This window comes from Desulfovibrio intestinalis, from assembly GCF_014202345.1.
Taxonomy (GTDB): Bacteria; Desulfobacterota; Desulfovibrionia; order Desulfovibrionales; family Desulfovibrionaceae; genus Desulfovibrio; species Desulfovibrio intestinalis.
The window spans coordinates 1-23362 of record NZ_JACHGO010000009.1; the positions used below are offsets into that span (position 1 = coordinate 1).

Annotated in this window: 18 protein-coding genes, 1 tRNA gene, 1 pseudogene and 1 riboswitch; of the genes and pseudogenes, 12 read left to right on the forward strand and 8 right to left on the reverse strand. The window is 56.7% G+C overall.

All coding sequences use genetic code 11. From position 1 onward, the window contains the following. Both HNQ38_RS14105 and HNQ38_RS12845 read left to right on the forward strand, forming a co-directional pair. Positions 1 to 268 (forward strand): annotated as a pseudogene (locus HNQ38_RS14105) (VWA domain-containing protein); the annotation flags it as partial. 252 nt (positions 269 to 520) lie between these two features. Further along, positions 521 to 682 carry a hypothetical protein gene (locus HNQ38_RS12845; RefSeq protein ID WP_096152788.1) on the forward strand — a complete coding sequence of 54 codons (162 nt, stop codon included), beginning with the start codon at positions 521 to 523 and terminating at the stop codon, positions 680 to 682. Positions 683 to 1122: 440 nt separating this feature from the next. Here the strand turns inward: HNQ38_RS12845 and HNQ38_RS12850 are convergent. After that, positions 1123 to 1199 (reverse strand) — tRNA-Arg (locus tag HNQ38_RS12850). A 224-nt stretch (positions 1200 to 1423) separates the two neighbouring features. Between HNQ38_RS12850 and HNQ38_RS12855 the strand changes: the two genes are divergently transcribed. Next, the gene (locus HNQ38_RS12855; RefSeq protein ID WP_183721813.1) at positions 1424 to 2083 is read left to right on the forward strand and encodes a UbiX family flavin prenyltransferase; all 660 of its coding nucleotides are present in this window, start codon (positions 1424 to 1426) and stop codon (positions 2081 to 2083) included. A 35-nt stretch (positions 2084 to 2118) separates the two neighbouring features. After that, positions 2119 to 2805: a metal-dependent hydrolase gene (locus HNQ38_RS12860; protein ID WP_183721816.1), complete on the forward strand. Its 687-nt coding sequence runs from the start codon at positions 2119 to 2121 to the stop codon at positions 2803 to 2805. A 331-nt stretch (positions 2806 to 3136) separates the two neighbouring features. On the opposite strand, the gene HNQ38_RS12865 is transcribed toward HNQ38_RS12860, so the two are convergent. Beyond that, positions 3137 to 4039 carry a flagellin N-terminal helical domain-containing protein gene (locus HNQ38_RS12865; RefSeq protein WP_183721819.1) on the reverse strand — a complete coding sequence of 301 codons (903 nt, stop codon included), beginning with the start codon at positions 4037 to 4039 and terminating at the stop codon, positions 3137 to 3139. A gap of 1240 nt (positions 4040 to 5279) precedes the next feature. Here HNQ38_RS12865 and HNQ38_RS12870 point away from each other — a divergent pair. Then, on the forward strand, positions 5280 to 6182 hold the full coding sequence (locus HNQ38_RS12870; RefSeq protein ID WP_183721822.1) for a flagellin N-terminal helical domain-containing protein: 903 nt from the start codon (positions 5280 to 5282) through the stop codon (positions 6180 to 6182). A 122-nt stretch (positions 6183 to 6304) separates the two neighbouring features. Here the strand turns inward: HNQ38_RS12870 and rimO are convergent, their stop codons facing one another. Then, entirely contained in the window at positions 6305 to 7633 is a 1329-nt protein-coding gene (gene rimO, locus HNQ38_RS12875) for a 30S ribosomal protein S12 methylthiotransferase RimO (RefSeq protein WP_183721837.1), read from the reverse strand. A 134-nt stretch (positions 7634 to 7767) separates the two neighbouring features. Here rimO and HNQ38_RS12880 point away from each other — a divergent pair, with 134 nt between their 5' ends. After that, the gene (locus HNQ38_RS12880; RefSeq protein WP_183721841.1) at positions 7768 to 10020 is read left to right on the forward strand and encodes a sensor domain-containing protein; all 2253 of its coding nucleotides are present in this window, start codon (positions 7768 to 7770) and stop codon (positions 10018 to 10020) included. A 440-nt stretch (positions 10021 to 10460) separates the two neighbouring features. On the opposite strand, the gene HNQ38_RS12885 is transcribed toward HNQ38_RS12880, so the two are convergent. Continuing rightward, complete coding sequence (locus tag HNQ38_RS12885) at positions 10461 to 11030, reverse strand: hypothetical protein (protein ID WP_183721845.1); 570 nt, start codon at positions 11028 to 11030, stop codon at positions 10461 to 10463. Between HNQ38_RS12885 and HNQ38_RS12890 the strand changes: the two genes are divergently transcribed. From HNQ38_RS12890 to recD2, 6 genes are all read left to right on the forward strand, one after another. Next, complete coding sequence (locus HNQ38_RS12890; protein ID WP_183721848.1) at positions 11029 to 11184, forward strand: hypothetical protein; 156 nt, start codon at positions 11029 to 11031, stop codon at positions 11182 to 11184. The genes HNQ38_RS12885 and HNQ38_RS12890 overlap by 2 nt on opposite strands. Positions 11185 to 11215: 31 nt before the next feature. Then, positions 11216 to 12061: a pantoate--beta-alanine ligase gene (panC, locus tag HNQ38_RS12895; RefSeq protein WP_183721851.1), complete on the forward strand. Its 846-nt coding sequence runs from the start codon at positions 11216 to 11218 to the stop codon at positions 12059 to 12061. 195 nt (positions 12062 to 12256) lie between these two features. After that, positions 12257 to 13429, forward strand: a complete 1173-nt coding sequence (metK, locus tag HNQ38_RS12900; RefSeq protein ID WP_183721854.1) for a methionine adenosyltransferase — start codon at positions 12257 to 12259, stop codon at positions 13427 to 13429. Between the two features lie 1031 nt (positions 13430 to 14460). Next, a complete protein-coding gene (gene aroC / locus HNQ38_RS12905; protein ID WP_183722020.1) occupies positions 14461 to 15555 on the forward strand; it encodes a chorismate synthase in 1095 nt (364 codons plus the stop codon). Beyond that, positions 15552 to 15857: a helix-hairpin-helix domain-containing protein gene (locus tag HNQ38_RS12910; RefSeq protein ID WP_183721857.1), complete on the forward strand. Its 306-nt coding sequence runs from the start codon at positions 15552 to 15554 to the stop codon at positions 15855 to 15857. The genes aroC and HNQ38_RS12910 overlap by 4 nt, the downstream gene beginning before the upstream one ends. Beyond that, positions 15854 to 18112 (forward strand): SF1B family DNA helicase RecD2, encoded by a 2259-nt coding sequence (gene recD2, locus HNQ38_RS12915; RefSeq protein WP_183721859.1) that lies wholly within the window; start codon positions 15854 to 15856, stop codon positions 18110 to 18112. The genes HNQ38_RS12910 and recD2 overlap by 4 nt, the downstream gene beginning before the upstream one ends. A gap of 983 nt (positions 18113 to 19095) precedes the next feature. On the opposite strand, the gene ribB is transcribed toward recD2, so the two are convergent. The 4 genes from ribB to dsrB form a co-directional block, all read right to left on the reverse strand. Beyond that, a complete protein-coding gene (gene ribB, locus HNQ38_RS12920) occupies positions 19096 to 19767 on the reverse strand; it encodes a 3,4-dihydroxy-2-butanone-4-phosphate synthase (RefSeq protein ID WP_183721862.1) in 672 nt (223 codons plus the stop codon). A gap of 159 nt (positions 19768 to 19926) precedes the next feature. Beyond that, positions 19927 to 20074, reverse strand: a riboswitch (FMN riboswitch). Positions 20075 to 20407: 333 nt separating this feature from the next. After that, positions 20408 to 20986, reverse strand: coding sequence for an AmmeMemoRadiSam system protein A (gene amrA / locus HNQ38_RS12925; RefSeq protein WP_183721865.1), 579 nt, complete (start codon positions 20984 to 20986; stop codon positions 20408 to 20410). A 933-nt stretch (positions 20987 to 21919) separates the two neighbouring features. Beyond that, a complete protein-coding gene (locus tag HNQ38_RS14295) occupies positions 21920 to 22156 on the reverse strand; it encodes a dissimilatory sulfite reductase D family protein (RefSeq protein WP_246388154.1) in 237 nt (78 codons plus the stop codon). Positions 22157 to 22213: 57 nt separating this feature from the next. Then, entirely contained in the window at positions 22214 to 23359 is a 1146-nt protein-coding gene (gene dsrB / locus HNQ38_RS12930; RefSeq protein WP_246388155.1) for a dissimilatory-type sulfite reductase subunit beta, read from the reverse strand. Positions 23360 to 23362: the final 3 nt, after the last annotated feature.

Consider the following 23362-nt stretch of genomic DNA (forward strand, 5'->3'; position numbering starts at 1 on the left):
GGTTATGCAGACGATGTTGTTCCTTAAGGAGCAAAGGAAAATCATCCTCATCATTACAGACGGAATACCTGATAGCACACACGCAGCAACCCATGCCGTGAACGTAGCGCAAAAGCTTGGCTTTGAGGTGTATGGCCTTGGCATCCGTGATGAGCATATAGCCCACCTGCTGCCACAGACCAGCCGAGTTATCAACGATCTGTCCGACCTGGCCCCCGTCATGTTTGACATGCTTCAGACCGCGCTGCTGAAAGGATGGGCATCATGATGGTACCACTGGACTATTGCCGCTGGAATCCGGCACGATCCAATCCAACATTCTTCACCCACAACCGGCTGCGTATTCCGCGCTGCTGACACTCAAGGAGGCTGTATGAACCCACTGGCATGGATACCTGTTGCTATTGCTGTGTTGCAGGTCATCAAGGAAAATTGGGACGATTAAGCTATTCAAAAACGGCAACAGTGGGCGGGAGTGATCCCGCCTTCTGCATTTACGCAACTGAAAAGGAGAATAACCATGAGCAGTAAATGGACATTTATTGGCGGCATACTGGCCGGAGTCGCAGGGGTATTCACTGCGGCTGCGATTTCTGTGGAACTGGAGGGTCGGAAAAGCGGCAGCCGCAATGCCTTGGATGAACCTGAAAAGCTGGCCTTGCCTAAAAGTGAAGGTCGGTAGAGGGCTAAAAGCTGATTGTAGGGTGGGAAGCAGGGGTTATTCCCGCTTCCCCCTTGCCGATGACAGTATTTTTTTGACTGAAAAGTGATATGTGTAATCAAGACGCTAGGGATGGTTGGTGCAACCACAGCAGGCAAATCGATAAATATCGTGGGTTCTTCCATCTGGCCTTGAGGTTTCAAGCCGAGGCATTTTTCCGCACTTGATACATGGCCGCATGGAAAAGAGGTATTCTTAGCTACCATGAACGAAAATAGCCGCTATCTGCCGTGGCAAACATCAGAGTAGTTTGCGCATGAGATATCTAAGTCTATCAAAAATGTGCTACGGAGGTACATGTAGTAATATCCATTTTCCGCACAAAGGTTGGAAATAGGGTTGGAAAATTTTTTGATCAAAAAAGGCCCTTACGATTTTTTATCGTAAGGGCTTAATTTTTATGGTGCGCCCGGCGAGATTCGAACTCACGACCTTTGGCTCCGGAGGCCAACGCTCTATCCGGCTGAGCTACGGGCGCATAAGACTTGTCTTGATATGCCGACTCGCCGCTGCTGTCAAGGGCGCGGCCAGCGTCCTGGCGTTGCCTCCCGGCATTGGTGCAGTGCCTACACGAACCAGAACAGCTCTGGCAGCATAACAGATCAGCGGCCTCCCGCTATTTGCATGGCGCATTTTTGTCAGGTATGCATAACTGAGGTAGCCCAGCGAGTTTCATCGGCTGGGCCGACAGGGAGAAGAACAATGCCAGACACCACGCCACCATCAACGCCTTCATCAACAATGCCCCCGCAGCCCTCCAATAAGCCACCCCAGGCTTCCGATTCCGCTGTGCGCGACATTCTCATAGGCGTCAGCGGTGCTAGTGGCATGCCTCTGGCGGCTTGCCTGCTGCGCTGCCTTTCGGCCATGCCCTCAGTGCAGGTTCATTGCGTAATTTCACAGGGTGCGCACGCCGTGCTGCATACAGAATGCGGAGCCGGGCCAGAACTGCTGACACCATACGCCAGCCGAGTGTATGACGCTGCCGACCTTGGAGCCGGACCGTCCAGCGGTTCATGGTGGCGGCGAAGGGGCACACCTGCAGCCATGATTTTGGTGCCTTGCTCTATGGGCACCTTGGGGGCCATAGCCTCGGGAGCCACACGCAACCTTGTGCAACGGTCCGCAGACGTGGCTCTTAAGGAACGGCTGCCTTTGGTGCTGGTCACGCGTGAAAGCCCGCTCTCGGCCATCCACTTGCGCAACATGCTCACGCTGCGTGAAGCCGGAGCCGTCATCATGCCGCTTTCGCCGGGTTTTTACCTGAATCCACAAACTCTGGAAGACATGCTGCTGCACATGTGCGGCCGCATACTTGATCAGGTGGCTCTGCCGCACAACCTGGGCCGCTGGCCCGGCTAGCGGCCGCCGCTGACCACAGCCTCGAGGAGATACACATGAGCACGATTACATGGTTTGGACACTCCGCTTTCAAAATCAGCGACAATGACGCCCATGTGGTCATTGATCCTTTTCTGGCGCCACAGTACGGCCTTACCGTGGACAATGTGGGCCATGCCGATATTGTTTTACTGACGCACGACCACGGCGATCATGTGGGTGAAGCCGTAACCATTTGCCGCAAAACCGGGGCCATGCTGGGGGCTGTGGTCGGCACCGCCCACAAGGCCGCAGCCGAACTGCCCGACAACCAGATACTCAACGGCATTGGCTTCAATATTGGCGGCACCATCACGCATAAAGGCGTCAGCGTCACTATGACCCAGGCCTTCCATACCAGCGACTCTGGTTGCCCAACGGGCTATATCGTGCGCATGTCCGACGGCCTCACGGTTTATCACTCTGGCGATACCTGTGTTTTTGGCGACATGGCGCTTTGGGGGCAATTATATCAGATTGACGTTGCCCTGCTGCCCATAGGCGGCGTTTTCACTATGGACGCGGCGCAGGCCGCTCTGGCCTGCAAACTGCTCAAATGTAAAGCTGTCGTGCCCATGCACTGGGGGACCTTTCCCGTACTGGCCCAGGACACAAAGGCTTTTGAAGCGGAACTGGCGAAGCTTGACCTGCCCTGCACCTGCGCCGTCATGGCACCCGGCCAGTCGCGTACCTTCCCGGTCTAGAGCAGATTAACTTTGAAATGCATTACATTTCAAAGTTGTCATTATGCCGAGGATCGGACTTTTCCGGCAGAATCCACGCCGTTCTGTGTTGCAAAGCGCTTACCCCCGTACGGCTTTGGTGCGTTTAAACTTTTTCGAAGCTAACATGCGCTAAGCTGGCCAGAACCAACAAGGCGTACCCTCAAGACGGCCTGGCCTCCACAAATGGACAAAATAAAACTACCGACCTGCCAATGACAGATCGGTAGTTTTTAATTTTTATTGCCGTGCAGCACTCCCCTGCCACAAGGCTATCAAGGGCATATGCCCTCCACCACCTGGTTAGCCAGCCCTAGCCAGAGATGAGCGAAAGCGCCATCCTGGGCATGCTGTTGGCCTGCGAAAGCATGGCTACAGCCGACTGGGTGAGGATCTGGTTGCGAACGAATGACGTCATTTCCGTGGCCACGTCCACGTCGGAAATGCGGGATTCGGCCGACTGCAGGTTTTCGGACTGGGTGGTGAGGTTGGAGATGGTGTTCTCCAGCCTGTTCTGCAATGCGCCAAGGTGGGCACGGATCTTGTCCTTGGAGACTACGGCATTGTTAATACCCACCAGAGCCTTCTGCGCGGCTGCCTGCGTGGAAACCGTGTAGGCGTCTGAAGAGCTTGCAGCCTGATTGCCCACACCCAGAGCAGAGGCGGTGCTCGTGCCGATCTGGATGTAGTAGTAGTCTTCCGCGGAGTCGTTCATGGTGCCGAAGTGGACCTTCAGCTTGCCAGTGGACTCAAGGCCGCTGTCGCCGCCGCCAGACCCCGTGTGTGTTTCACTGGACAGACTACCGTCCAGCAGCTTGATGCCGTTGAAGTCCGTGGCATTGGCGATTCGGGTAATTTCCGAAGCCATTGCCTGGTACTCCGACTCGATCATCAAACGCTGCGTGGAGTCATAGGTGCCAGTGGCAGCCTGTTCGGCCAGTTCCTTCATGCGGACGAGCTTTTCGTCGATAACAGCCAGAGCGCCGTCGGCGGTCTGGATGAGGGAAATGGCGTCGTTGGCGTTACGCACACCCTGCTGCAAGGCAGCGATGTCGGTACGCATCAGTTCGCGAATGGCGAGGCCAGCGGCGTCGTCAGCCGCGGAGTTGATGCGCAGACCCGTGGACAGGCGCTGTACTGAAGTTTGCAGGTTGCCGTAGTGCGAGGTCAGCGTGTTAGCCACCTGAGTGGCCATCTGGTTGTGATTGATATACATACATTCCTCCATGAATGTGCTGTACGTCCCAGGCGGCGCGAAATGCCAACGCGTCCTTGCGTATTACCGCCTCTGACTATCCTATCGGACAAAATGCACAGCACATTAGGGGAAGAGAAAAAAATTCAGTCCCAGCCATGTCTCCACCCAGGTGGCAGGCATTGCTGCATAAAAATGACCCGCCACAATGGTAACACCTTTTACAGGCCAGGAACCGAACTAGTTTTTAAACATAAAACCTAGTTTTGGGGTAAACACAAAGCACCCGCAGACGGTCTCGCTCTAAGGCTTAAAACCCGAAGTTTTTCGCTCTAAACTCCAGAGGGCTCGCCGAATCAAATTTTGGCAATCTCTATCCCTTTCACTCCAGACAGAGCTTCAGGCCTGCGTAGCATAGAAATGCCAGTCCACCGGTTTGTAGCTGGCGGCGATTCCGTTCATGCTCATTTGGTTGGCAGCTCCACGCCTTTCGGAAAAAGCCGGGCGCTCGCTCCGCCACACAGCAGCTTTCATTCTCGCCGGACGTTTCACGTTTTTTTCCGCCGCCGGTAGCAAGTTCACAGTCTTTCACGCGGACGTCCACGTTTTCGCGGTCACTCCTGCAACTCAGTATTCAAAAACATAAAAACACTCACCGCAGGCCGCGCCCATACTGGGTGTGAGGTCTCATCTCCTTTTAACTGTGTACATTCACTTTGAATACAGCCCGGGGCGTCCGCCCCCCTGAAGCAATTCTTTCAAACCGGCCAGCATCATCGGCTCTAGGGATTGTTCCCTCGCAGCGACGTAGAGCTTCGCGGCACAAGCCAACGGCAGGAACAAGGCGCAGCTTGTTACGCACCGAGTTGGTATAACTTGCGCAACACTTTATATTTACAAGATAAATATATCTATACATACACCTGCACCCTGCGGGTAAAAAATTTTCAGAATCTGAAAATTGCCATGCTGACGGAGAAATATGGCAGCAATTTGACACTTTCGAGTTTCCGATAATGGCATGATTCCTGCTGGAATGCTGCCACAGGTTTTAGGGGTAGTTTTTGCCTTGCGGCAGCCACGCAATCCGCGAGCAGCAAAAACTCATATGATTTGGGGGCTCCGCCTTGGCTTTGCCATTGCGGAGTAGCTTGACAACCATCATACGTTCGTAAAGACGAACATTGTGCGGCGGTAGCCCGCATGGAAGCGGGTGTGCGCAAGCACCGTCGGGCATGCAGAACATTCAGGGAGGAATGTCATGTATATCAATCACAACCAGATGGCCACTCAAACGGCCAACACGCTGACATCGCATTACAGCAATCTGTCAAATTCGGTGCAGCGTCTGTCCACGGGTCTGCGCATCAACTCCGCGGCTGACGACGCCGCTGGCCTCGCCATTCGCGAACTGATGCGTACCGACATCGCTGCCTTGCAGCAGGGTGTGCGTAACGCCAACGATGCAGTTTCCCTCATCCAGACCGCCGACGGCGCTCTGGCTGTTATCGACGAAAAGCTCGTCCGCATGAAGGAACTGGCCGAACAGGCTGCCACGGGCACCTATGACTCCACGCAGCGTTTGATGATCGAGTCGGAGTACCAGGCAATGGCTTCGGAAATTACCCGAATCGCCAATGCCACGGACTTCAACGGCCTCAAGCTGCTGGACGGCAGCCTGTCCGGTGCCACCCACACGGGCTCTGGCGGCGGCGACAGCGGCCTTGAGTCTACTGGTAAGATGAAGATCCACTTTGGTACCATGAACGACTCCGCGGAAGACTACTACTACATCCAGATCGGTACGAGCACCGCCTCGGCCCTGGGTGTGGGCAATCAGGCCGATACCAACGCTGCTGCCTACACGGTTTCCACGCAGGAAGCCGCGCAGAAGGCTCTGGTGGGTCTTAACGATGCCGTAGTCTCCAAGGACAAGATTCGTGCTCACCTTGGCGCACTGCAAAACAGGCTGGAGAACACCATCTCCAACCTCACCACCCAGTCCGAAAACCTGCAGGCGGCCGAATCCCGCATTTCCGACGTGGACGTGGCCACGGAAATGACGTCGTTCGTTCGCAACCAGATCCTCACTCAGTCGGCTGTAGCCATGCTTTCGCAGGCCAACAGCATGCCCAAGATGGCTATGCAGCTCATTGGTGGCTAGCAGGCCAGCCCTGGGCTGGACATGATTGAGGGCGTGCCTCGGCGCGCACACGAAATATCCCCGGAGGGTACGCCTTCCGGGGATATTTACATGCGGAACAAACCGCCAGTTTATTCAAGGGCCTAAGCCAGAGCTGTCAGATCGTATTCGGTATTTTCAACAATATCGCATTCCACCAGGGCTCCGGGCGTAACGCCCGGCCCGCTTACGTAGGTGATGCCGTCCACCTCTGGAGCTTGCAACCACACGCGGCCGCTGTGCAGCCCCGGCCATTCGGGATGCGGCGCATCCACAAGCACCTGCATGCGGGTGCCCACGTGGGCCGCAAGCAGGCGTTCGCTTATGTCGGCCTGTATGTCCATAAGAGTATCGCGCCGCCACTGCTTCACCTCATCCGGCACCTGATCGGGCAGGGTGGCCGCCACAGTGCCTTCTTCCGCGTGGTAGGCAAAAACTCCCACATGCTGGAAAGAGCTTTCTTCAACAAAGCGGCACAGACTTTCAAAATGTTCTTCCGTTTCACCGGGATACCCCACAATAAACGTGGTGCGCAAAGCCGCATGCGGCAAAATTTGCCGCACGGTGTCGAGCACTCGCCGTGGATTGCCCGCAAAGGGTCGCCCCATGCGGGAAAGAACGTCGGGATGAGCGTGCTGGAGGGGAATATCCAGGTAGGGCAACAAAGGCGGCCCGGTATCGCGGATGAGCTGCAACAGCTCCGGGGTCACTCCGGTAGGATACAGATAGAGCAGGCGCAGCCAGGCCAGCCCTTCCAGATCTGTCAGCTTTTCCAGCAGGGAGGGGAGGCCGTTTTTGAGCCCCATATCCGCACCCCAGGCGGTGAGATCCTGGGCCACCAGGGCCAGCTCGCGCACGCCCTGCCCAAGCAGGGCTTTGGCTTCATCCACAATATGTTCAGCGGTGAGAGATTTGAGCCCGCCCCGGATGGAAGGGATAGTGCAAAAAGCGCAGTTGTGCCTGCACCCTTCGCCCACCTTGAGCCATGCGTAGGACGGCCCGGTAGAGAGCAAACGGCCGCCGCCGGGCATGTGTTCCGGCGGCAATGGCAGGCCCAGCTTTTGCGTCACCAGGGCTGCCCAGCGCGGCAGGTCTGCCGTTGGCAGCCACAAATCCACTTCCGGCAGGTCCTGAGCCAGACCCTCTGCGCCGTAGCGCCCCACCATGCAGCCGCCTACAGCCAACAAGGGCTTCTTTTTACAGCTTCCAAGGCGGTTCCCTGCGTCCAGAACGGCGCGTACAGATTCACGGACGGCAGGATCAATAAATCCGCAGGTATTGATGAACACAAGGTCGGCGCGGCCCATATGCTCCACATGGCTCACGGGCACCCCCAGAGAACCCAGCAGACGTTCGCTGTCTACCCTGTTCTTGGGACACCCGAGACTCAATGACCAGACCTTGAGCTTCTTTTTACTGTTTGCGTTTGTCATGAGGCGCATCCTACAGATGAGCTCGCGCCTTGTCACCATGCCCGTCATTTGCAAAACAATAGGTCAAGTGATAAGATATACCTTTAGTAATCCTGTCACCCGTAGATCAGACCACGCAAAGAAAAACGCGTATTATGAAAACTAATTCCCTTCAACGCTCTTCCGAATTAACCGATAACGACGCTGCCATGCAGTGCCTTTCTACCGGAATGGTGGAAGCGCAGTGCTACTCCGGCGTGCTGCGCAACGTCTACGACGAAATATATCTGCTTGATTTTGAAAAAGATGAGGCTCGTGAACTGTACCGGGGCAGCGACATATTCATACCGCCCTCGGGTACCAGATCGCTGGCAAATCTCTTTTCCGAGGCTGAAAAAGATCTCGTGCATCCCGACGACACCGAGGCCATGCTGCGTTTCTGGCACCCTATGGTCCGGCACGAATTTGAAGAGCATGGCCAGCCCTTTACCACGCTTGATCTGCGCAGAAAAGGCCGCAATATGCAGTACCGCTGGGTGCGCATTACGGCTTTTCCCATCCGGCAGCCCGGCATGGATCATAGCGTGTATCTCGTCTGCGTGCAGGACGTGGATGACCTGAAACGTGCGGCCAGCATCGTGCAGGAAAATGATCTGCTCCAGCGGCAAAAGCTGGACAACCTGCGCTACAAGGCAGTGGTGGACCACACCCGAACCCTTGTATTCGAGTGGCGGGACAACGAGCTCAACTACATCAGCCCCCGCATCGGCGAACTGCTGGCTGGCAACTACGATGGCCGCATTCCCTTTGATGTCTGGCGTGAAGATAATGTGCTCTACACCGGAGACAGTGTAGCTTTTGACACCTGCCTTTCACGCCTTGCCCTGGGTATTCGCTCCGGCGAAATGACCATACGCCTGCGCCGCCGCGACGGACAATTCATCTGGTGCAAGATCACCTATACCTACCTGGCTGACGACGACCCAGGCGACCGCTACATCGGCACCATCAACGACGTGGACGCCGCTACCCGTACAGAACAGGCCCTGCGCCTGCGCGCCGAACTCGACCCCCTTACCGGCGCATACAATACGCAGACATTTTTTGAAAAGGTTGAAGCCGTCCTGCGCGACCACCCTTCCGACCCCTACGCCATAGTGCGGTTCGACGTCGCGGGCTTCAAGGCCATCAACGAGGCATTCGGCCTGGAGGAAGGCAACCGCCTGTTACGGGCCATCGCGCGCTTGGTGCGCCAACGCCTCAACACTGATAATGAAGCTTTCGCCCGCCTGAATGCCGACGTGTTCGCCGTGTGCATCACTGGCGACATGGCCAGGATACTGCACTTCATTCACTCGCTTTCACGCAGGCTTGAACATTATTCCGACACTTTCCGGGTCAAGATTTTCTTCGGCGTCTGCCAGGTGGAAAACCGCCGCACCCCGGCCCATGTGCTGTGCGACTGGGCCTACCTGGCGCAAAAGACCATCAAGGGCAGCGACCTTGCGAACTACGCATTTTATGACGATGCCCTGCGTCAGCGCCTGCACGGCGAAAGCTACATCACCGACCAGATGTACAGCGCGCTGGAGCAAAAGCAGTTCAAGCTCTACCTGCAGCCCAAGGTGGAAATGTCGAGCGGGCGCATAGTCGGAGCAGAATCCCTCGTGCGCTGGCAGCATCCCCAGGACGGTCTCATCCTTCCCGGCCGCTTTGTGCCGCTTTTCGAGCGCAACGGCTTTATCGTGAGAATGGACGAATACGTCTGGGATCTCACCTGCCAGAACCTGCGCATGTGGATCGACAAGGGCTACAAGCCCATGCCGGTTTCGGTTAACGTATCCCGCCTGCACTTCAATGACGGTACGCTGACAGAAAAACTGGTGCAGCTCACAGACAAATACCGTCTGCCCCGCCACCTGCTGGAGCTGGAACTGACCGAGAGCGCTTTTTTTGATAACGAAAAAGCCCTTATCCAGAACATGTACGGGCTTCAGGCCGAAGGCTTTATCTTCTCGATGGACGACTTCGGCACAGGCTATTCCTCACTAAGCTCCCTGCGCGACCTGCCCTTCAATATCGTCAAGCTCGACCGCACGTTCATCAGCAACGGCACAGACAATACGCGCGGGCAGATCGTGGCCCGCAACACCATTGCCCTTGCCAAAGACCTGAACATGAAAATCGTGGCCGAAGGCGTTGAAACCCTTGACCACGCTCGCTTCCTGCTATCTTGCGGCTGCAACTGCGCTCAGGGCTTCTACTATTCGCAGCCGCTGGACGAAGCCGCCTTTGAGGTCTTGTCCTTTATTCAGGAAAAAGCTTTCTGGGTTGACCCCCAGCTGGAAGAAGACGCCCGCCGCATGAACTTGCCGCTCAGCGATGAAAGCCCGTTTTACGACTTTTAAGCAGATTGCCTTTGAAGTATTATATTCTTTAAAGCTGCCAGTCAGTCGAAAATACTATTTTCTGCTGACTCCACGCTGGGTTACGCCGCGCTGCACGCTTGTGCAGTGTTAGAGCACTTAAATTCTTTCAAAGCTACAATGCTCTGAACAACCCCGGTTCCCCGCCCGGCCCGTTCCCAACCTGGCATCAGAGTAAGCAAAGAACGCGCGATGAAACGCGCCAGGCCGTTTTCTGCAATTTTCGAGCGGCCTTGTTGTTCACTCAAACCCGCCTATCGCCTGCCAGGTCAGGTTCCCTCCAATCAATGCAAGTAAGTGCAGCAGGATTACTGCACACAACGTCCGCCGTTTCAGCTGCAATGCCAGAACGTCGAGAACAAAGAACACACGCGTTTCTACTGCATGCCGTGCTGCATGCCGGTATAAAAAACGGTCTGCGGCTACATGGGCAGCCGTAGCAAACGGATGGTTTCAGGCTGTATGTAAAGCAGTTTTTCCCGGCTTACTTCCTGTGCACGGGTCACAAAACTGTCTTTACGCACATTGAGGATGGCTTCTGCCTCATGGCTGCAGTCAAAGAGGTGCAGCACGTTATCCTTGAGGCTGTCCGCAGTTGTCCAGTGGCGGTTCACAGCCGGGCCCTCGGGCGTGATGTGGCGCAAAAAACGGAACACAAGCGCCCGGTTGCTGCCGCCATTAAGCCAATTGTCGCAGCAGTCCCACACCTGCGCCGCAGAAGGGTCCTGATCCGTGCCGAACGGCTGGCGGACATCAAGAGGAAACACACGCCCCTGTGCGCGCAACATGCCGTCTACAAGGGCACAGTAGTCCGTTTCCTGTTCCAGTACGGCCCTGAACATCTCAGGCGAAGCCGCCAGAGCCATCAGGGTTTCGTTGAGAATATCGCGCGCCTTGAGCACCCGAATACTGTGAGTAAGGCGCAGGGCGTTCAGCACGGCATAAATCGCACAAAATGTGTCCAGTTTGCCCTGATAGAAAGGTTTCAGCATGAGGCCTCCCGTCCCCCTTATGCCCATTGCCGACGGGTGGGTCAAGGCCGGAGCCCTGCCTGCCCCGTGGGCAGCCGATGCAGTGCGGGAGCCCACAGGGCGCACAGAGAAGGGACTTTTTCTTTACAAGGCTTCTCAGGGCGTGTATAAATGAACTCTCTTAAACTATATCACAATACCTTGATATGCAGATATTAACAACGCCTCAGCAATTAGCGGCCCAGTGCCGCACATGGCACAAGGCCGGGGATGACATAGCCCTCGTCCCCACCATGGGCTACTACCACGCCGGGCATGAAGACCTCATGGCCCACGCTCGCTCGCTGGGCAAGCGGCTTGTGGTAAGCCTTTTTGTTAACCCCACACAGTTTGGCCCCGATGAAGACCTGGCCGCATACCCGCGTGACTCTGAACGTGACGCGGCCATTGCCGCCAGCCACGGGGCAGACGTGCTTTTCATGCCCGAACCCGGCTCCATGTATGAGCCGGACCACGCCACCTGGGTTGAAGTGCCCGATCTTGCCAAGGGTTTGTGCGGGCAGAGCCGTCCCGTGCATTTTCGCGGCGTGTGCACTGTCGTGCTCAAGCTTTTTATGTTGAGCGCGGCGGATGTTGCCGTTTTCGGCCAGAAAGACTGGCAGCAGCAGGCCATCATCCGGCGTATGGTGCGGGATCTGAACCTGCCCGTTCGCATTGAAACGCGCCCCACCGTGCGGGAAGGCGACGGCTTGGCCCTGTCCTCACGCAATGTGTACCTTACCCCCGAAGAGCGCGCCCAGGCTCCTGAAATCAGGCAGGCTCTGCTTCACGCGCAAAGTCTGGTGGAGGAAGGCGAGACCAGTGCGTCACTGCTGCGCGAGGCTGTGCTGCGCCGATGGGCGGAGCGCCTGCCTGTAGGCCGTCTTGATTACCTCAGCATCGTGCATCCCGAATCAATGGTCCCCCTCGACAAGGTGGACGGCCCGGCCCTCATGGCCTGTGCTGTCCGTATGGGCAAGGCCCGCCTTATCGACAACATTGTTTTACGTTAGGGAAACGCTGATTTATTCCGTTTGGCGGCGTTGCTTCACTTTTTTTGAAACGGTCGAGGACGGAAGAGTCCACTCTTGCTTCAAAAAAGATCGCGCCTTGCCAAACGAAATAACTGCGCGTTTCCAGAAGCTCTTTAATCAGTGCTACGTTAGCAACTCACCGCGCCTGCGGCGCGATCCATAAAGGAGAACAGCATGCAGACCAAGGGCAAATACTTCTTTACCTCCGAATCCGTCACCGAAGGGCATCCCGACAAGGTGGCAGACCAGATTTCTGACGCCGTTCTGGACACCCTGCTTGCTCAGGACGCCGACGCCCATGTGGCCTGCGAAACGCTGGTAACCACAGGTATGGCCATTATCGCTGGCGAAATCAGCACCTCCGGTTATGCCGACCTGCCCACCGTGGTGCGCAACACCATCAAAAACATCGGCTACAGCAATTCCGACATGGGCTTTGACTGGAAGACTTGCGCCGTCATTTCCACCATCGGGCACCAGTCTCCCGACATCGCCCAGGGCGTTGTGCGCTCGAAACCCGAAGATCAGGGTGCGGGCGACCAGGGCATGATGTTCGGCTTTGCCTGCGACGAAACTGCCACCCTGATGCCTGCTCCCATTTACTGGGCGCATCAGCTTTCGCAGCAGCTCACCAAGGTGCGTAAAGACGGCATGGTGGACTTTTTCCGCCCGGACGGCAAGACCCAGGTTTCTTTTGAGTATCAGGACGGCAGGCCCGTGCGCATCAACAACGTGGTGGTTTCAACCCAGCACGCGGAGAGCGCCAGCCAGGCAGATGTGGCCGAAGCCGTGAAAAAGCACGTCATTCGCCCCATTCTTGAGCCTTCCGGCTACTTCACCGAAAAAGATTGCGAGATCTTCATCAATACCACCGGACGCTTTGTTGTGGGCGGCCCCATGGGTGACTGCGGCCTGACTGGCCGCAAAATCATTCAGGACACCTACGGCGGCAGCGGCCACCACGGCGGCGGCGCTTTCTCCGGCAAGGACCCCTCCAAGGTTGACCGTTCCGGCGCATACATGGGCCGCTACATCGCCAAAAACGTTGTGGCTGCTGGCCTTGCCCCGGTGTGCGAAGTGCAGATTGCCTATTGCATCGGCGTGGCCCAGCCCGTCAGCGTGCTTGTGTCCTCGCAGGGCACCAGCGAAGTTCCTGACGAAATCCTGACCAAGGCCGTGCGCGAAGTCTTTGACCTGCGCCCCTACTTCATCAGCAAGCGCCTTGATCTCAAGCGCCCCATTTACCAGAAGACCTCCTGCTACGGCCACTTTGGCCGCGAGCTGCCCGAGTTCACCTGGGAAGCCACCGACGCTGTGGCTGATCTGCGTACCGCCGCCAAAGTGTAGTAGCGCTGCGCGCGTTAGCATATCTGGAGTGGAGAGGTGTCATGCCTCTCCACTCCTTTTTTATTCAAAAAATGGTGAAGAATGGTGTCGCTTTTATAAAACCATTTGTACCCTGCGGGTACGGCAGCTTTTCTTCTCTTTAGTTCTGCCGCCTGCGCGGCGCACGGCAAGGCGGGAATGCCTGCGGGCGCAGTAGAAGAATGGGGCCGCTTTTATAAAACCATTTGTACCCTGCGGGTACGACAGTTTTTCTTTTCTTGAGTTCTGCCGCCTGCGCGGCGCGCGGCAAGGCGGGGCCGGTTATGGGGCTTCGCCCCCTTCTCGGCCCCCCTTGCATCCCCCCCGAAGCACCCCCTGTTCTACCCTGACCACCAAGTATCTTTTTCGAGGGCGGCTACGCACGAACCTCGCCGACGTGTCGGCTTCAGTTCTTTATAACGCCGCCCCCGGCAATGACCAGTGCTTTGCCTGAAACACTGTAACATTCCAATTACATTGATTATGCAGGTGCAGTTGTTGCCTTTGAAGTATTGTGATTACGATGGGAGAGTGCTTCTCTGTTCACCGTAGCTCGACTGAAAATCATCAGAATTTCTTTTGTATCCGGCAATGGATGATGGCATTACGCGGCACAATTTTTTACATAAATGGGCTGCTCTCATTCCCGCCTCACTGACCCGCCTTAAAACAACCATTCGCCTCCGCCATATCCGTGCCTCAAAACGCACTCCCCTCACGACATATTCCGAGCTTTCGCGACTACCAAACCCTAAGCTCCAGACAGCCCCAAAGCTGACACCCAACGCAAAAGCGCCCTACGACATTCTGCGGTGGCAGGGAGATCACCGATCGAAGCGAGGAAGCCCCTGAAACACCTACTGCGTAAATCCCCCCACCTGCCGCGCAGGCACCCCACAACGCCCCAAAACCCCACGGCTTGCCAGCCGCCCCGCCCTTACCTATACTAGCAGGATTATGGCTGCCCTTGTGGCTGGCCCGAACCATATCTTCTGTCCAGCGAGAGGTGCATGATGGCCGGAAACACCTTTGGGCGCGCCTTGCGCCTGACCACTTTTGGCGAGTCCCATGGCCCCGGCCTTGGCGGCATCATTGACGGCTGCCCCGCTGGGCTGGAGCTTACCGAAGCCCAAATTCAGGCCGAACTGGACCGCCGCAAACCCGGTCAGGGGCCTACAGCCACCAAGCGTAAGGAATCTGACACCGTTCGTCTGCTCTCCGGCGTGCACGAAGGGCTTACTACGGGAACGGCCATTGCCTTCTTTATCGCCAATGAAGATCAGCGTTCCCACGACTACGGCAACCTTGCGGAAATCTTCCGCCCCGGCCATGCGGACTGGGGCTATTTTCAAAAATACAATGGCCTGCGCGATCACCGTGGCGGCGGCCGCTCGTCCGGACGCGAAACTGCGGCTCGTGTGGCAGGCGGCGTTATAGCCAAAAAAATTCTGGCCCGGCGCGGCGTAAAAATTCTTGGCGGCTGTGTGGAGCTGGGCGGCGTTGCCATTCCCCATTGGGGGCTGGATATGGAAGGAGCTGCCTTACGCCCGTATTGCGCGGCTGCGCCCTCTGTGGTCAGCCAGTGGGACACCCTTGTGGCCGAGGCCCGCAAGGCTGGCGAAACCCTTGGGGGCATCGTGCGCATTGAAGCGCGTAACGTACCCGCAGGACTTGGCGAACCCGTTTTTGACAAGCTTGAGGGCACCTTGGCCCATGCCATTATGAGCGTGGGAGCCGTTAAAGGGATAGAAATCGGTGACGGTTTTGCCGCAGCAGCCCTTCGCGGTTCGCAAAACAACGATCCTCTGCTTCCCGCCGACGAGCCCGGTCCCGGTAAGGCCCGCTTTGCCTCAAACCACGCGGGCGGCATCCTTGGCGGTATTTCCAGCGGACAGGACATCATCCTGCGGGCGGCTGTCAAACCCATTGCCTCCATTGCCATCACGCAGAACACCGTGGACAAAGAAGGCAATGCCGCTACTGTGCTTATTGGCGGACGGCACGACCTTGCCGCCATCCCGCGCGTAGTGCCAGTGCTGGAGGCCATGACGGCCCTTGCCCTCGCAGACGCTCTGCTTCTGCAACAACGCATGGGACTCGGCGCATGAAAAAGCATCCCCTGTACGGGCTGCGGTCTGTGGGGCCTGCTGCGCTGAAAGATTTTGACCTGCTGGGCGTGACCGACAAGGGCGACCTTGCCAGCCGCGACCCGCAGAAACTGTATGAAGCCTTGTGCCGCCTCAAGGGGCAGAAGGTGGATATCTGCTGCCTGGACGTCATGCACTGCGCCGTTGCGCAGGCCCGCGATCCGCATCTGCCCTCTGAACAGCGTGACTGGTTCTGGTGGTCACGCAGCCGTAAGGCATCCCCTGACGGTAAAAGCCAAGGTTCTGGAAACACGCTGTCATGAAGGAAATGTCTCTGCTGCAAGACCCGGATGCCGTCGAACTCACCGGCACCATTGAACGCGTGATTTTTCACAACGAGGAAAACGGCTATACCGTCCTGCGTCTTATGCCCGCCAGCGTCAACAGCTCCGGCGGCGATGGCGGCCTTACCCGCCCGCGAGATTCCGTGGGTTGCGTGGGGCATATGGTCAATCCGCAGGCAGGGGTGCAAATGAAGCTTGCTGGCCGCTGGGTCAACAATGCCCGGTTTGGCCGTCAGGTTGAGTTCAGCCACTCTGAAGAAATGATGCCCGCCACCAGCGAGGGCATACGTCTTTATCTTGCCTCCGGCCTTATCAAGGGCGTCGGCGATGAAATGGCCACGCGCATCGTCAAGGCATTTGGCACCGACACCATCCGCGTGCTGGACGAAGAGCCGGAACGCCTGCTCAAGGTGCGTGGTGTGGGCAAAAAGAGTCTGGACCGCATCCGCACGTCCTGGGCCGAGCACCGGGGCATACGCGATCTGCTGCTTTTTTTGCAACCCCACGGCATTACCCCGGCCTACGCCGTGCGCATCTACCGTGCCTACGGGGCAGACGCCCTGAACATCGTGCGCGAAAATCCGTACCGTCTGGCAATGGATATTCACGGCATCGGCTTTGTCACGGCTGACGCTGCGGCGCGCAAACTGGGCTTTGAGCACGACCACCCCCTGCGCATTCAGGCGGGCACCCTCTATGTGCTGCAAAAAGCTACGGACGACGGCAACGTGTACCTGCCGGAAGCAGCCCTCATGCAGGCCGTGTGCGCCCAGTTGGGTGTGGATGAAGACCTTGTGAGCGATGCCCTGACCACTCTTGAGTCTGACGAACGCATCGTGCGCGAAGATATGGATATGCCCGGCGCCGACGGAGACGCTGCGTCCTGCCAGCCGGAAACCGGCGTGTATTTGCGGCGCTATTTTCACTGCGAATCCAAGACGGCCTTTTACCTGCAACGCCTGCTGAACTCACCCAAGTCCATACGCTTTGAAAACGCCGACGCCACTGTGAACAAGGTGGTGGAACAACTGGACATCGGCCTTGCGCCCGAGCAGCTTGAAGCCGTACGCATGGCCGCCCGCAGCAAGGTTATGGTGCTCACTGGCGGGCCGGGTACGGGCAAAACCACCATTATCAATGCCATCATAAAACTGTTCGCCGAAGTGCGCGCCCGCATTCTGCTGGCGGCCCCCACGGGGCGCGCCGCCAAGCGCATGGCCGAAACCTCTGGGCGCGAGGCCTGCACTATCCACCGCCTGCTGGAATACAGCCCCAAGGAAGACGGCTTCGCCCGCAATGAAGACAGCCCCCTGGCCTGCGGTCTGCTGGTGGTGGACGAAGCGTCCATGATGGACACCCTGCTCTTCTATCATCTGCTCAAAGCCGTACCTCTGGGCGCGACCCTTGTGCTTGTGGGCGACGTGCATCAGCTGCCCTCTGTAGGGCCGGGCAACGTGCTGGGCGACGTTATTTCCTCTGGCGTGGTGCCCGTGGTGGAGCTGACAGAAATCTTCCGACAGTCTGCGGAAAGCGAAATCATCTGCAACGCCCACCTTATCAACAGGGGCGAAGTGCCCTCGCTGGAATCCAGCAAGGACCGTCTTTCAGATTTTTATTTTATCCATCAAAACGATCCTGAAAAAGCCGCCGATCTTATGGTGGACCTTGTGCGCAACCACATTCCGCGCCGCTTTGGCTTTGATGCCGTAAACGACATTCAGGTGCTCACCCCCATGCACAAAGGGGCTGTGGGTGCGGGCCAGATGAATGCCCGCCTTCAGGAAGCCCTGAATCCCAACGGTCTTGAAGTGCGGCGGGGAGACCGTGCCTTTCGCCTGCATGACAAGGTCATGCAGATTCGCAACAACTACGACAAGGACGTTTTTAACGGAGACATGGGACGCATCAGCTTTCTGGATCTTACTGACCGCACCCTCAGCGTCACCTTTGACGACCGCGTTGTGCCCTACGAATTTGACGAACTGGACGAGCTGGCCCCGGCCTATGCCATATCCATCCACAAGTCTCAGGGGTCGGAGTATCCCGCCGTGGTTATTCCCATCATGATGCAGCACTATATGCTGCTCCAGCGCAATCTCATCTATACGGGTGCTACACGCGGGAAAAAACTGGTCATTTTGGTGGGCGAATCCCGCGCTCTGCACATGGCCGTCAAGAACAACAAAACCCGCAAGCGCTATACACGGCTGGCGGAGCGCCTGCGCCCCTGCTAAACAGCATTGGTACAAGCAAAATTCGATTGAAATACTTTGTGGGGGAGGGACCCTTTTGTAAAAGGGTCTCCTCCCCCACGCCCCCACCCCCTAAAACTTCTATTCTTGTTCAGCCTGTTACAAAAATTTCCTGCCCCAAACAAAGCTTTCCAAAGTAGTCCTTCTGGGTATTACGCCAGAAGGTCCACTTGTCGCCGCACTATCATCATAAGCTACTACCGCCCCTGCATTCCTGTTGCCCCACAGTACCCAATCCTCGATGGCACTGCGCGGCGGCAGGGAGATCACCCGACCAAGGGGAGGGAAGCTCCCGAAGCAGATGCCGCGCAGGCAACCAAAATAAAAGAAATTAGAAAGCCTCCGTGCCCGCAGGGCACGACACCCTTTTCTTAGAGATCTAACCTCAATTTTAGCGGCAACCCAGCCCCCACACCCAGACGCCCCCTCCCCCATGCAACGTGAAAGCACACGATGGCATTGCGTGGCGCGCAGGGAGATCTCCCGACCAAAGGGAGGGAAGCTCCCGAAGCTAAAGCCGCGCAGCCCTCGTGAAATGACGGTATCTGAAAAGCCTTTGTGGGCTATCCCGTGGGAGTGGAGATATACGAAAACCCAGCGGGGTCGTCCGGGGGGAGTGCAGAGGGGGCCTCGGAGGGGCGGCAGCCCCTAACAGGCCCCCTCGCCGCTCGCCGCGCAGGCGGCCCAAGTAAAGGTAATCAACCCAGCCTACCAGCTAAAATGACTTGAGAAAGCAGAAGGCGGAGCCCGCTTGCAAGATGCGGCCAGTCTCCCCGTCGAAATATCTCTGCAAGCCACTACCAATAACATTACTTCTCACCGCTGATTATTTCTAATTCAAAGATGTTATAATGAGTACAAAAAGCGGCCCTTTTCATTCCGGTCGAGTATATAAGAATACTCTTCCTTCATAAAAAGGGCCGCTTGACGCAATAATCGTCAAAAACCGTAGCTAGAAACGGATATTAGGCTGATATAGCCATTTTCTCATCCGCCAGGCTCAACCGCCAGGCCACAAGATCTTCCACGCTGCACAGAGGCATGTTATGGGCCATAGCAAAGGCCGCCACCTGTGGCAGGCGGGCCATGCTGCCGTCATCCATTGTCAGCTCGCACAGTACGCCGCAGGGGGCATGCCCGGCCATACGCATAAGGTCTACGGTAGCTTCCGTATGCCCGCGCCGTTCCAATACCCCTCCGGGTTTCGCCCGTAAGGGGAACACATGGCCGGGACGGCGCAGGTCTGCGGGGCAGGCATTGTCGGCCACTGCCGCCCGTATGGTGGCAACTCGGTCAGCGGCGGAAACCCCGGTGGTCACGCCAGTGGCGGCCTCGATAGTAATGGTGAAGGCCGTCTGCTGGGTGTTGGTGTTGTTGTCTGTCATCATAGGCAGATCAAGGCGGCGCGTGTGCTCGTCAGTAAGACACAGGCAGACAATCCCGCTGCAATGGCGGATAAGCATGGCCATTTGCGGCTCGGTGATGGTCTGGGCCGGAAAAATAAGGTCCCCCTCATTCTCGCGGTCTTCGTCATCCACCACAAGAACGCCGCCGCCTGCACGCAAGGACGCCAAAGCCCTATGCACGCGTTCTTCGGAATTGCCAAAAGAATTGAGGGAAAGTGTAGACTGATGCATGCCATTCTCCATTTCCGGTTTCAGTACCGGGAGAGGGTGCATCAGGGCGCGGACGGACTGCGCAGACGGTGCGACTTCGGCATGAACCGAGTAACAAAGCCATTGCGCAGGCGACGTCAGAAATCATGCGCACGGCGCACGGAATTTCCGCGTGGCTGTAGCCGTTCTCTTCCATCCGGACTGTTACCGTCGGCTTCGGATTCTCACCGAATCTGCTGACCCCAACATGGGCGCTCGCGGGCTGGCGGAGCTTGAAAGCTGCCGCATCACCGCCGGTGGGGACTTGCACCCCGCCCTGAGAAACATGAGCACTTTACGCTCAGGCTTGCGTCAAGGCAAGTACTCATGCGCATATGGAACGAGCTTCACACCAGTGCCAGGCTAAAGCGTCAAGGCCAGTGTTTTAGATTTCGTCCGGCAATGTGCCACAGCAACAAGCGTCATCAACGTGCGCACAGCAGCATGTGCAAGGCAGGCGCGCTTTGAAACTGTCTGCAATTTCACGGTTGCAATGCCCAAATATCAACGCCTCGTCCATCTGCAATAATACCAATGAGCTGCCCGAAGGAAGTGTCCCGCGTGCATACAAAAATCGCGGAGACAGACCGGGCAGGCATTCCCTTCAAAGCGAGGGTAAGCGTTATGCCGGAAAAACCAGAGCTTCAAACCAGAACAGGCGCGCGCCGGCTTGCTGCCAGCTGCCCTTGGGCAGCCCTGTCTTGAAGCAGAGATTCTCAAGATAGGCCTCGCGGTTCCAGCCTTGCTCAACAGGAACCTGTGGCAAGAAGACACCGCTTCGATTCTGATATTGGAGCACAAGGCCATGCCGTCCCACTTCCACAGCCTCGGGGTCTGGGCAGACCGTCAACTCATCAAGCACGGAGATAGCCAGCTCTACGTTATTACGCCACTCGTCAATCGTCAGTGGCGGGAATCGCGGATCACTGAACGCGGCAGAGGCGGCCATGCGCCAGATATTCAAATACAGCGGCTCCTGCCCCACAATGCTGCCAATGCAGCCGCGCAATGCACCCTCAATTGAAATGGTTACGAAAGCTCCCAAATGCCGCCGCAGTGGACTTTGCGGCCTGACCATTGCTTCTGGCGGGGCGGGAACGACGTCCACCATCTTGCCCACAAGACCCGCCTCAATGGACATGCGAGCCAAACGGCTCAGATAATTTTTTTCTCCATCCGTGAGATTAAATGAAATTCCCATGCCAGCTCCTGTCGGATTTTGCGGCATACAGCCGTGGATAATCAGAACATGAGGACCATTGCCTGCAATGTCAGGCCATACGCAGACAAGCTGCGCTGCAATACCTGACCAGCAATTTTTTTCAGGCCAATGCACATCCCCCACAAAATGCTTTGGTCTATGGGAGAGCCAATGCCTGGTGAACCAACTTTCACATCGCATCAGCCTATGCCCGCTGGCCCGTGCCTGAACTGTGGCGAAATCGACTTAGAGCGCTTGCCTTGAACCCGCTGATTTACGGCGAGCAAAGTCCTCCTATGCCTATTGGTCTGCAAGGATTTATACGCGCCCCCTTCACAACAATTGAATCATTTCATGCGTGATTTGCTCTAGAGCTGATTACTTTTGCAATGCAGAACATTTCAACGTTGTCATCCTGCCGGAAAATATAGCCTTCGGGTGAATCCACGCTCGTTGCGGCGTGCTGCAGGCTTGTGCAGCAGGGCTGTTTCTAAATGCGTCAAAAGGCTATTTTTACTCTCGTCATGTACCGGAAAAGTACATTCCTCTCGTAAAAAAGCCTTTTTCCTTGCCCTTGGCGCAAAACTATTTATTCAGAAACAGCCCCTGGAGCATGTAAATTTTTTCAAGTTTTAAATACCCCAAGGGCAGAATAGCGGCGCCCGGATGTTCCAGAACGTGAAATGAACGTACCTGCAAGCCCGGCTAAAATGCAAGAAATGCCACAACGATTGTTGCGGCATTTCTTGCATGAGGCTTTCACGCAAAGGCTGACGAGCCCTGCGAAGGCCATAATGAGGTCAATCTCAGCGAGTGATATTTTCTAGCCGTGAACAGAAGGCTCAGTTTTCTCTTGGCTGACACGGGCAAGCCGCCCCAAACCCCGAACAAAAAAACTGATCCGCCATTGCGCCCGGCTAAAAAGAATAATCGCTAGTCTTCGCCCTCAGCGTGGGACTGCTTGCCCGCACCCTTGAGGCCGTACATGGTGGTGGAACCGGAAGACCAGAATTCCAGCACTTCTTCGTTGACCAGCTTGGTGAGGATTTTCTTCACGTCGCGGGGGCCTTTGTCGGGGAACAGGTCGGTGAAGTCCTTGAAATAGAACTTCGACTTGGAGGCGGATTTGCTGTTCAGAAATTCAACAACAATGTCTTTGTCGTCAGCCATGGTGGTTCTCCTGTCCCGGCGACGCCGAATGCGCCGCCGGGGTTAAGCAAGATAATCCTAGAACTTGAACTGCGTGCTCTGGCGCCAGGTGTAGTAGGCGGGATCACGGAAGTCGTCGATAAGGTGGTGGGTGAACTCAAGGCCGGTCAGCTTGAAGAAGCTTTCCCAACCGATGCGTTCAGCCCAGTCGCCCAGGCGTTCATACTTGTTGGCGTTGGCCGCGTACACTTCAACGATGTGCTTCACGGTCTTGGTCAGCGAAGGCCAGCGGGGCGGTTCGTTGGGGATGTAACCCACAACGACCTTGGAGAACTTGGGCATGCTGATGCGGTTGGAAACCTTGCCGCCAACCATGATGGCAACGCCGTCGCCTTCGCCGTCCGAAATGGGCAGCGCAGGGCACATGGTGTAGCAGTTACCGCAGTACATGCAGCGGTCTTCCTTGATGGCGATGGAGTTCACCTTCTGCCCGTTGAGTTCCACCTTGGTGGGACGCACGGCGGCAGTGGGGCAAGCAGACACGGCCAGGGGAATTTCGCACAGCTGGTCAGCCCATTCGTGGTCGATCATGGGGGGCTTGCGGTGGATACCCACAAGGCCGATGTCGGAGCAGTGCACGGCACCGCACATGTTGATGCAGCAAGCCAGGGCGATGCGCACAGGAGCGGGCATACGCATGGACTTGAAGTCTTCAAACACGGCGTCCATCACAGCCTTGACCGGGCCGGAGGCGTCGGTGGCGGGCGTGTGGCAGTGCACCCAACCCTGGGTGTGCACCATGTTGCTGATGCCAGCGCCGGTGCCGCCCACAGGGAACTTGAACGAACCGCCGTCAAACTTGCGGCTGTTCAGGTCGTCGCGCAGGGCTTTCATGCCTTCTTCGCTGTCGACCATGAATTCAATGTTGTTACGGGTGGTCCAGCGAAGGCTGCCTTCGCAATACTTGTCGGCGATGTCGCACAGTTCACGAATCAGCGTGATGGACATGGTACGAGTACCACCCACGCGGACGGTGTAGCACTTGTCGCCGCTTTCGGCCACGTGCATGAGCACGCCGGGCTCAAGAATTTCATGATAGAGCCACTTGCCGAAGTTCTTTTTAATAACCGAGGGGAAGTATTCATCATACTTGTGGGGGCCGATGTCAGTAATACGGCCTTCCATCGGTTTGGCGGGATTGTACCCGGAAGAAATAAAAGCCATGTT